This window comes from Kitasatospora sp. NPDC059812, from assembly GCF_042732075.1.
Taxonomy (GTDB): domain Bacteria; phylum Actinomycetota; class Actinomycetes; order Streptomycetales; family Streptomycetaceae; genus Kitasatospora.
This window is the reverse complement of record NZ_JBHWIO010000051.1, coordinates 39001-48386: the sequence shown is the minus strand read 5'-3', so window position 1 is coordinate 48386 and position 9386 is coordinate 39001. Positions and strand designations below refer to the sequence as shown.

Sequence of the window (9386 nt, the reverse complement as noted above, 5' to 3'; positions counted from 1 at the left end):
TTTTTTTTTTTTTAACAACCCCCCCCAGGCGGGGGGGGGGGCGCCCCGCCGGGGGGCCGCCCCCCCTCGCCCCGGAACTCGGTGGTGAAGGCCCGGGCGTCGGCGGCCGCCCCGGGGTGGGCCCGGAGCGGCAGCCGCTGCGCCCACGGCCTCGTGGGGAGCGGGCGTCCGGCGGAAGGCCGTGGTCCGGTCATGCGGTCGCGTCCTTCCCCGGCCCGGTGAGGGGCCCGTGGTCGTCGTGGGATCGGCTCCGGGGGCGTCGCGCCTCAGTGGCCGAACAGGTGGCGGATCCGGCCGCCGCGCGGGGGCTCGACCGGTAGGCCGACGTCCGGGCCGCCCTACTGGGCGGGGCGTTCCTCGGGCGGCGCGGGCTGCTCGCCCCCGTCGGGCGGGAGGGGTCGCTCGGGCGGGAGGGGTCGCTCGGGCGGGTCCGGCCGCACCACCGGCTGGGACCGCTGGTGGGCCGCCCGGTGCGCGGCTGGCCGGACGGGGCGTCGGGTTCGCCGGGACCGCCGGGCCGTCAGCACCATCAGGGCCAGGCCCAGGCAGAAGAGCAGGGCGAGGGCCAGCCCGGCGAGGAAGATGCCCAGGCTGTCGAGCGCCGGCAGGCGGATGCCGAGCACCGTCGCCTGGTAGTCGGGCCCGCCGGAGAGGTTGTCCGCGATCAGCAGTCCGGCGAAGGCACCGGCCGCCGCCATCAGCAGGAGTCCTAGCAGCAACATGGGGAGTCCTCTCCGTCGTCCGGTTCCGGTCGCCCCCGCAGGGCCGCGCCTACCCGGGCGGGCCCGTGCCTAACGCCGCGCTTCGCGGGCCCGCTCCCGCTCGGGGCGAGGGGACCGGGGTTCACGCGGCAGGGGCTACCGGCTCTGGACGGCAATCAGGCAGGTGTCGTCGTCGGTGTCGGCGGGGCTGAGCTCCAGCAGCCGGTCGAGGTAGCGCTCCAGGTCGGGGCCGGGGGCTCCGGCGGCGCGGATCAGCTGGTCGACGGACTCCTCGACCGGGCGGTCCCGGCGTTCGACCAGGCCGTCGGTGTAGAGGACCAGGACGTCGCCCGGCGGCAGGTGGGCGGTGTGCTCCTGGTACCGGGCGTCGTCCAGGGCGCCGAGGAGCACGCCGTGCGGCAGCGGCAGCACCTGGGCGCCGTCCGCTCCGACCAGGATCGGGGGCAGGTGCCCGGCCCGCGCCCAGCGCAGTTCGCCGACGGCCGGGTCGATGAGCACGCAGACGGCCGTCGCGGTGATCTGGCCGGGTTCGCGCAGGGCGACGGTGTTGGCCCACTCCAGCATCCGGGCCGGGCCGGCCCCGGTGACGGCGAGGCCGCGCAGCGCGTGCCGCAGGGCGACCATGCCGGTGGCCGCGCCGACGCCGTGCCCGGCGACGTCCCCGACGGTGAGCAGCACCCGCTTGTCGGGCAGCAGCAGCACGTCGTACCAGTCGCCGCCGACCCGGTCGTGCTGGGCGGCGGGGCGGTAGCGGACGGCGGCCCGCAGGCCGGCCGGGCCGAGCGGGGGCGGAGCGGCGGGCAGGAGGGCCTGCTGGAGCCGCAGCGCCAGTCGCTCGCTGTCGGCGGTCTCCTGCTCGCTGTCGGCCAGGCGTGCCCGGGTGGCGCCGAGCGCGACCTCCGTACGGTGCTGGGCGGACACGTCGTGGAAGGCGCCGCGCACCCCGGTGAGCCGGCCGTGGTCGTCGAGGAGGGGCTCGGCGATCACCCGGGTGTACCGGTGGGTGCCGTCCTGGTGGGCCAGGCGGACGACGGCGGAGGCGGTCCGGTGCCGGCGCTGGACGGTGTCCAGCAGGCGCCGGATCGCGGGCTCGTCGTCGGGGTGGGCGTGCCGGGCGAGCTGGGCCAGCGGGACCGGGTCGGTGTCGGGCGGCAGCCCGTAGATCTCGTGCAGGCCGTCGCTCCAGCGGATCCGGCCGTCGGCCGGGCACTCCTCGAACCCGGCCACCCGGGCCAGCCGCTGGGCCTGGCGCAGCAGGGCGCTCTGCTCGGCCTCACCGGCCCGCGCGGTCTCCGTCTGCCAGCCGACCAGCACGCGGCCGCCGACGGGGGCCGCCGCGAGCAGGACGGTGGCGGGAAGCGCGAGTCCGCCCTGCTGGAAGACCAGCCGGACCTGCTCTCCGGGCAACGGGACCCCGGTCTCGTGCACCCGGATCAGCTGTTCGAAGAGGCCGCTGGCGCACGCGGCCGGGTAGACCTCCAGGAGCGAGGTGCCCTCCAGCGTGTCCCGGGGGCGGCCCAGTGGATCGCGGAAGTGCGCGTTGGTCCGCAGGAGCGTGAAGTCGGCGACCTCTCCTCGGCGGACGACCGGCTCCAGCAGCAGGGCCGGGGTGGGCAGGCCCTCCAGGAGGGCGGTGTCGTCGCCGGGCGGGACGGGGACGGGGGTGGGGGCCGGGGCGGGGGCGGCGCCGGCTTCGACCAGGAGGGTCGCGCAGAGGTCGGCGAGGGCGTGGAGCCGACGGCGTTGGGGCCCGCCGAGCACGGGGCCGGGTGCGGGGGCGGGGCCAGGTGCGGGCCACAGGACCTCCAGCGCGCCCCGGCGGCGGCCTGCGTCGATCAGCGGGAGGACGGCCCGGGCCGAGCCGACCCCCACCGACGGGCCTGCGGCCTCCGGATCGCCGGGCCACAGCTCCGCGCCGCCGACCACGACGCGCTGGGCCGGGGTGGGGACGCCGGGTGGCACCCGACTCCAGGCGTCGGCCTCGGCAGCGGACAGCCCGGCGTGCGCGGCGAGGGCGAGCACACCGCCCGGCAGCCGCAGCCACAGCGCGACGGCGTGCGCGCCGAGCGCATCTGCCGTCTGCTCCAGGACGGCTTCGGCGACGCCTTGCAGATCAGCGATGGCGGCCAGCGCGGGCGTCACGGGTTCGGCTGTGCCCGCGAGCAGCCCGGGTGCCTGGCCGGGTGGCTGGCCAGGTGGCTGGCCGGACATCCCGGCGATGTCGGCGGCCAGGGCCGCCACGGGCACGGCGGCCTCCCGGGCGAGCCTGGCGAGTCGGGCGGCGGCTTCGGCGGGGAGCAGGCCGAGGCGTTCGGCCAGGATCCCGGTGGCCAGGTCGACGACGGCGCGGGCGCGGGCGTCGGCTTGCACCCGGGCGGCGGTGCTCTGGAGCCGGCGCACGGTTTCGGCGAGGGCCCGGGCCGTGGTGTCCGAGGGCTCGTGCCCGGCGGTCATGGCGTGTCCAGCCAGTGCCGCATCCGGCCGAGCAGGTGTCGGGTGTCGACGGGTTCGGTGACGTGGTTGTCGGCGCCGGCGGCGAGGCTCTTGTCCTGGTCCCCCGGCATGGCCTTGGCGGTGACGGCGATGGCCGGCAGGCGGGCGAAGCGCTCGTCGGCGCGGATGGCGGCGATCGCGGTGTAGCCGTCGAGGCCGGGCATCATCACGTCCATCAGCACGAGGTCGGTCTCGGGGCGGGTGCGCAGCAGGTCGAGCCCGGCGCGGCCGTCGGGGGCGTGCAGCAGGCGCTTCCAGGTGCCGGAGACGCCCTCGACCCGGGCCCGGCCACCGAGCCGGCCCTCGCTGCCGACCTCGCGGGCGATCCTGGTCACCTCGCCGGCGAACGCGGACGGCTGGTCGACCATGGTGTTGAAGATCGTCGCGATCTCCCCGAGCACGCCGGGCCGCTCGGGCGCGAGCCGGGTGGCGAAGTCCCCGTCGCGCACGGCGGTCAGCCCGGCGAGCAGGTGCCGCAGGGCCTGCTCGGCCGGATCGGCGCCGGGTGCCGGCCGCTCGTCCATCCGCTCCACCGCCCGGGTCCGCCGCACGCCCGGGGTGCCCGACCGGGCGCCCCAGCCCCGGGGCGGCGGGCCGCCGCCCTGCTCCCACTGTGCCACCGGAGGGCGAAGGGCGACAGGCAGGACAGGTGTCGGGGCCAGCGGGCGGAGGCCCGGGGCGACGGGCCGCGCGTTCACTCCGGTGGCGCGTCCCGCAGCACGAAGACCTCGACGGCCCCGGTCAGTTCGAGCATCCGCAGGACCAGCGGGCGGGGGCGGGCCAGTTCGATCCGGCTGCCCTCGGCGGCCGCGCGGGCGTGGGCCCGGAGCATCGCGTTGAGCCCCGTGGAGTCGCAGAACTCCAGGCCCGCGCAGTCGAGCACGATGACGGTGAGGGGCGCGGCCAGGGCCGCGTCGAGGGCCGTGTGCAGGGCACCGACCGAGTCGAGGTCGAGTTCGCCGTCCAGCGCGAGCACGGTGCCGCCGGCCCACGGCCGGGCCCGTGCGGTGAACCCGCCCGGCCCCGGGGCACCCGGCGCCGGGGCACGTCCGGTCGGTGGTCGGCAGGTCATGGTGTCGGCTCCTTCCGTTACCGGCCGGTCGGGCGGTTCACGCCGTACGGTACGCATCCGCTCGGGCGGGTGCGGGGCGCAGCCCGTGGCCGGGGGCGCCGTCCGCGCCGGGGGTGACGGTGCCGCCCGCCGGGTCGGGGGCGCCGTCGAAGGGCAACCGCTCGACCCGGACGTGGTCGGAAACCTTCGGGGACACGGTGTTCCTCCTTCATCACGCTTCATCACGCTTCGCCCAGAGCGGCCCCCCGCAGCGCGGCTATCCGCTGCGGGGGGCCGGAAACGCCCGGGGGGGAGGGAAATCAGCGCGGCGCCTCGGGTTCAGCGGCTCCCTCGTCGTCCGCTCCACAGTCGTCCGCTCCCTCGGGTTCGGCCGGACCTGCGGGTTCGTCCGCCCAGCCGGGGGCGTCGCGGTCCTCCAACTGCTCGCGCAGGCTGGTGAGGGTGGCGGTGAGCAGGCGGGAGACGTGCATCTGGGAGACGCCGATGCGCTCGGCGATCTGGGACTGGGTCCAGCCGTCCCAGAAGCGCAGTTTGAGCACCGTCTGATCGCGGCACGACAGGCGGGCGAGCAGGGGGCGCACGGCGGTGCGGAAGTCCGCGAGTTCGATGCCGGGGTCGCAGGCCCCCAGGCGGTCGAGCATGGCGCAGCCGCTCTCGTCGAGGTCCTGCTCGCGCGGCGCGTCCAGCGAGTCGGGCCGGTAGACGCGGCCGGCGACCAGGCCCTCGGTGGCCTCCTCGACGGTGATGTGGAGGTCCTCGGCGATCTCGTCGGGGTGCGGGAGGCGGCCGAGTTCCTGCTCCAGCCGGTCGGATCCGCGGGCCACGGTCAGGTACAGCTCCTGCATGCCGCGCGGGACCCGGACCGGCCAGGAGGTGTCGCGGAAGAAGCGCTTGATCTCGCCGGCGATGGTGGGGATGGCGTAGGTGACGAACTCGACGCCGCGCTGCGGGTCGTAGCCGTCGACGGCCTTGATCAGGCCGATCGTGCCGACCTGGAGGATGTCATCCATGTCCTCGGCGCGGTGGCGGAAGCGGGCGGCGATGAAGCGCACCAGCGGCATGTTGAGTTCGATGATCGTGCCGCGCACGTAGCTGTACGCGTGCGTTTCGCGGGCGAGTGCGGCCAGGCGCTCGAACAGCGCGTCGCTGAGCTCGCGTGCCTCGTACTTGCCCATCGCGCGCAGTTGCGCGTCCGTCGGGCGGGGTGGCACGTCGGGCGGCAGGCCGGACGGCGGGGCGGCCGTCCGGTCGATGGGGCGACCGGTTTCCAGCATGGTGGACACGGTGGCTCTCTCCTGGGGCATCGGGGCGAACGCCCGGCACCGCGAGCGGCTCGCGCCGAACGCGACGGGCTGCTTTCCGGAGGACCTGGGCCCGGCTTCCGTCGGGCGACGGCCCCGGTGGCACCCGGCGAGGGTGCGGACGCGACTGGCTGCGATCCATGGCCGCGTCATGCGTTCTCTACCCGACACACGACTTCCAATTCATGTTTTGGGCGGTTTATTGCCTTATCTACAGATACACGCGTATGACGATCACGCCGCTGACGAGGACCACGCCGGTGATGACGACCGCCCCGGCTCCCCCGGGCCCGGACACCGAGCCGCCGCCCCAGCCGCACCCCGGTCAGACCTGAGACCCCGCTCACCCCTGGAGGGCGCCTGGGTCCACCGGGGGCGCGACCTCCAGCCAGACCAGCTTCCCCTCGCCCTCGGGCAGGCAGCCCCAGTCGCGCGCCAGCCGGTCCACCACCCGCAGGCCGTGGCCGCCGGGACGGCCCGGGTCCGCGAACGGGCGCAGCCGCGGCGCGGCCGAGCTGGCATCCGAGACCTCCACCCGCAGCCGCTCGCCGTCCCAGCCCAGCCGCAGTTCCCGGGGACCGCCGGGCGCGTACAGGCACGCATTGGTGACCAGCTCCGACACCATCAGCAGGACGTCCTCCGCCGCCGCCAGCCGCCCGGCATCCGGCGCGGGCAGCCAGTGCCAGGCGAGCAGCGCCGCCCGGCTGAAGTCCCGGGACCGCTGGACCGCGCCCTCACTGCCGGCCAGCACGAGCCGCCTGGTCCGGCCGGAGCCGCTCGGCCCCCGGCCGGAAGCCGTCGCCCTCCGGTCGGAGTCCTTCGGCAACGCTCCTTCCCCGGGGCTCTTCATGCCGGGCTCTCCTCACTCCACGTCGTCGCGGCCGCGCTGCGGCGGGTCCGCGGTCTTCAGAGCGGCGTCGAGGTCGGGGTGGATGCGCAGCACCGTATCGGCCTCCGTGATCGCGAACAGCCTCGCCACCACGGGCCTCGGACCGGCGAGTTCCAGCCGCAGGCCGGCCGCCTCGGCGTCCAGGCGTGCGCGCAGCAGCAGGTTCAGCCCGGTGGAGTCGCAGAACCTCAGGCCGGTGAGGTCGACGACGATCCGTTCCTCGCCCCCGGCCACCGGACGGGACAGCGCCGTCCACAGCCCGTTCGCGCTGCCATGGTCCAGTTCGCCTTCGACGGAGACCACCCGCGCGCGGCCCTCCCGGCGCACCGCGACGCGCAGGCCGCCGGGTTGCTGCTCGGCCGGCCGTGGCAGGGCAGGCTCCCGGTCCGTTCGCGGCGGAGTCCTGTCGTCCCGACCGCCGTCCCGCGCGGCGGTTCGGGTCGCGCGTCCGGCCCGGGCCGGACGGACCGCCGCCCCGGGCAGGCCTGCCCCGGGCAGGGCCGGGCTCACCACCCGCTCCTCGTCCATGCCCCGCGTGTGCCCGCAGCCGTGGTGGCTACACGTGTGCTGGCGTTCTCCACCGTCGGGCACGTCGGCCTGTTCCTGACCGCCGCGGCAGCTGTGAACGCGATCGTTTCCGGCCCACCGGCTGCTTCTTGCCCGTCGATCGTTTCCGGCCCGCCGACCGTTTCCGGACCCTCGCCCGTTTCTGGCCCGTCGGCCCGGGTAGCCGCGCGACGCCGGACGAAGCCCGGCAGACGCCAGGGAGGCCGCCCGTGCGAGTGAACGGCGCGAGACCGGCCCGGCGGCGCCACCCGACCCGGGTGGTCCTGCCCCGGGCGCGCCCCGTCGTGTCCGGCGGGTCCGGAGGCCGCGTGCCGGCCGGGCTGCGGACCGCCGCCGGGTACACCTGGCGGCTGCTCCTGCTCGGGGTGGCCGCCTACCTGGCCGTCTCCGTCCTCGGCCAGCTCCAGTTGCCGGTCATCGCCGTGTTCCTGGCGCTGGTCATCACCTCGGTCCTGCGGCCGCTCGTCGACCTGCTGGCACGGGCGCTGCCCCGCTCGATCGCCGTCCTGCTGGTCCTCGTGTGCGCCATCGTGGTCGTGGGCGGCGTTCTCGCCCTGGTGGGGACGACCGTCGCCAGCGAGTGGGGCCGGCTGGGCACCGAACTGCGCGGCGGCCTCGGGCAGATCGACCACCTGCTCGCCGGCGCCCCCTTCCACCTGCGGGCCGGCACCGTCACCGACCTGCGCGCGAAGCTCGGCGAGTTCATCACCGCACACCGCTCGGCGCTGCTCAGCACCGCGCTCAGCGGGGCGAGCCGGGTCGTCGAAATGCTCACCGGGCTGGCGCTCGCGGTGTTCTGCTCGGTGTTCTTCCTCCACTCCGGCGACCGGATGTGGTGCTGGGCGCAGCACCAGCTCCCGGCCCGGTCACGATCTGCCTGGAACCGCGCGGGGCACGCCGCGTGGCGCACCTTCGCCGGCTACACCCGGGGTGTGCTGATCGTGGCGGCGACCAACGCGGTGCTGGTCGGCATCGCGCTGGTCGTCCTGCGGGTGCCGCTCGTGCTGCCACTGATCATGTTGGAGTTCGTCGCGGCGCTCGTCCCGCTGATCGGCTCCCCCATCGCGCTGGCCGTCGCCGCGCTGGTCGCCCTGGCGGCCCGCGGCCCGGTGGTCGCGCTGCTGGTGCTCGGGCTGATCGTGGTCATCGGCCAGATCGAGGGCCATCTGCTGCACCCGCTGGTCATGGGCTGGTCCGTCCGGATCCACCCGGTGGCGATCGCGCTGTCGGTGATCGGCGGCGCCGTGCTGGCCGGTGTCCTCGGCGCGGTGGTGGCGGTGCCGGTGGTGTCGGTCGCCTGGGCGGTGATCTGCGAACTCCGCGACCACGGCCCACCACCCCGCCCGGGTCCACGCACCGGCCCCCCAGCGGCACCCCACGGTCAGCCGCCCCGCCAACCCGCCGAACGCCGCCCCCCGCACCGCCCCGCCCCCGGCCGGGGCCCCCGGTGATCGGACTGATCACACCACGACGGCCCGAAGGGTCGAATCCGCGCCGGGATTGCACGCGGGCCGTTCCCTTCCGGTCCGGGCGTCGTTGGGCAGGTGATTGACGTGATCCGGCCCGGACGGTCCGCGCATTGCCAGGTGACCCGCCCAGGGCTCGACCCATTGGCATGACGAGGGAGACTGACGATGAAGCTGAGTGTTCGACGCGGACTGCTCGCGGCGACCGCCACGGTCGGCCTGATCCTGGCGGCGACCGCGCCGCAGGCCACGGCGGCCGGCCCGCAGCAGCCCGCCTCCACCACCAGTACCGAGCAGGCGGGCGGGCAGCGGGTGGTGCCGGGGGATCCGGTCCGCGACGGGAGCCCGGACTCCGCGGTCGACCGGGTCGCCGACTTCTACGGTGCCTACATCGACGCCGTCTCCGACGGCACCGACAACCTGTCGGACGGCCTGCGCTCCCACTACCTCACGGCGGACTTCCAGCAGCGGCTGGCCGCCTGGGAGCAGGCCAACCACGCCGACGGCGTCCTCCGCGCCCAGGACGTGCCCACCCACTGGGAGGTGCGGTACCACGACTCCGGAGCCGGCCACCTGTTCACCACCGTCACGCTCACCTGGGGCACCGGCCCCAACGCCACGCACACCAAGCTGGCCGTGCAGAGCGACCTGAGCACCAAGCTCATCTCGGACATCGAGGACGCCCCGGCCGGATACTGACACGAGCCCGGAGCGGGTGACGGAGCGGACGGTGGGAACGCGGGCGGCCGACGACATCGCGTGAGAGCGAAGCCGCCGATCCGCCTCCCGCCGACTGCCGGCCGGGGGGGGGGGGGGGGGCCCCCCCGCCCGCCCCCCCCCCGCCGGGCGGGGGGCCGCGCGGCGACCCCCCCCCCC

Annotated in this window: 10 protein-coding genes; 2 read left to right on the top strand and 8 right to left on the bottom strand. The window is 76.0% G+C overall.

The genetic code is table 11. The features are described from left to right. Positions 1 to 338 precede the first annotated feature (338 nt). The 8 genes from ACFV6D_RS24070 to ACFV6D_RS24035 form a co-directional block, all read right to left on the bottom strand. Positions 339 to 722, bottom strand: coding sequence for a hypothetical protein (locus ACFV6D_RS24070; RefSeq protein ID WP_380561085.1), 384 nt, complete (start codon positions 720 to 722; stop codon positions 339 to 341). 135 nt (positions 723 to 857) lie between these two features. Next, on the bottom strand, positions 858 to 3176 hold the full coding sequence (locus ACFV6D_RS24065) for a PP2C family protein-serine/threonine phosphatase (protein ID WP_380561084.1): 2319 nt from the start codon (positions 3174 to 3176) through the stop codon (positions 858 to 860). Beyond that, on the bottom strand, positions 3173 to 3835 hold the full coding sequence (locus ACFV6D_RS24060; RefSeq protein WP_380561083.1) for a response regulator: 663 nt from the start codon (positions 3833 to 3835) through the stop codon (positions 3173 to 3175). Before ACFV6D_RS24060 ends, ACFV6D_RS24065 begins: the two co-directional genes overlap by 4 nt. Positions 3836 to 3909: 74 nt before the next feature. Next, positions 3910 to 4287: an STAS domain-containing protein gene (locus ACFV6D_RS24055; protein ID WP_380561082.1), complete on the bottom strand. Its 378-nt coding sequence runs from the start codon at positions 4285 to 4287 to the stop codon at positions 3910 to 3912. Between the two features lie 37 nt (positions 4288 to 4324). Beyond that, positions 4325 to 4483 carry a hypothetical protein gene (locus ACFV6D_RS24050; RefSeq protein ID WP_380561081.1) on the bottom strand — a complete coding sequence of 53 codons (159 nt, stop codon included), beginning with the start codon at positions 4481 to 4483 and terminating at the stop codon, positions 4325 to 4327. A gap of 103 nt (positions 4484 to 4586) precedes the next feature. Continuing rightward, positions 4587 to 5561 carry a SigB/SigF/SigG family RNA polymerase sigma factor gene (locus ACFV6D_RS24045; protein WP_380561094.1) on the bottom strand — a complete coding sequence of 325 codons (975 nt, stop codon included), beginning with the start codon at positions 5559 to 5561 and terminating at the stop codon, positions 4587 to 4589. Positions 5562 to 5931: 370 nt separating this feature from the next. Next, positions 5932 to 6438 (bottom strand): ATP-binding protein, encoded by a 507-nt coding sequence (locus tag ACFV6D_RS24040; protein WP_380561080.1) that lies wholly within the window; start codon positions 6436 to 6438, stop codon positions 5932 to 5934. A 12-nt stretch (positions 6439 to 6450) separates the two neighbouring features. Further along, positions 6451 to 7005, bottom strand: a complete 555-nt coding sequence (locus ACFV6D_RS24035) for an STAS domain-containing protein (RefSeq protein WP_380561079.1) — start codon at positions 7003 to 7005, stop codon at positions 6451 to 6453. A gap of 347 nt (positions 7006 to 7352) precedes the next feature. Between ACFV6D_RS24035 and ACFV6D_RS24030 the strand changes: the two genes are divergently transcribed. Both ACFV6D_RS24030 and ACFV6D_RS24025 read left to right on the top strand, forming a co-directional pair. Then, entirely contained in the window at positions 7353 to 8495 is a 1143-nt protein-coding gene (locus ACFV6D_RS24030) for an AI-2E family transporter (RefSeq protein WP_380561078.1), read from the top strand. Positions 8496 to 8678: 183 nt separating this feature from the next. Beyond that, the gene (locus ACFV6D_RS24025) at positions 8679 to 9209 is read left to right on the top strand and encodes a hypothetical protein (protein ID WP_380561077.1); all 531 of its coding nucleotides are present in this window, start codon (positions 8679 to 8681) and stop codon (positions 9207 to 9209) included. The last annotated feature ends 177 nt before the right edge of the window (positions 9210 to 9386 follow it).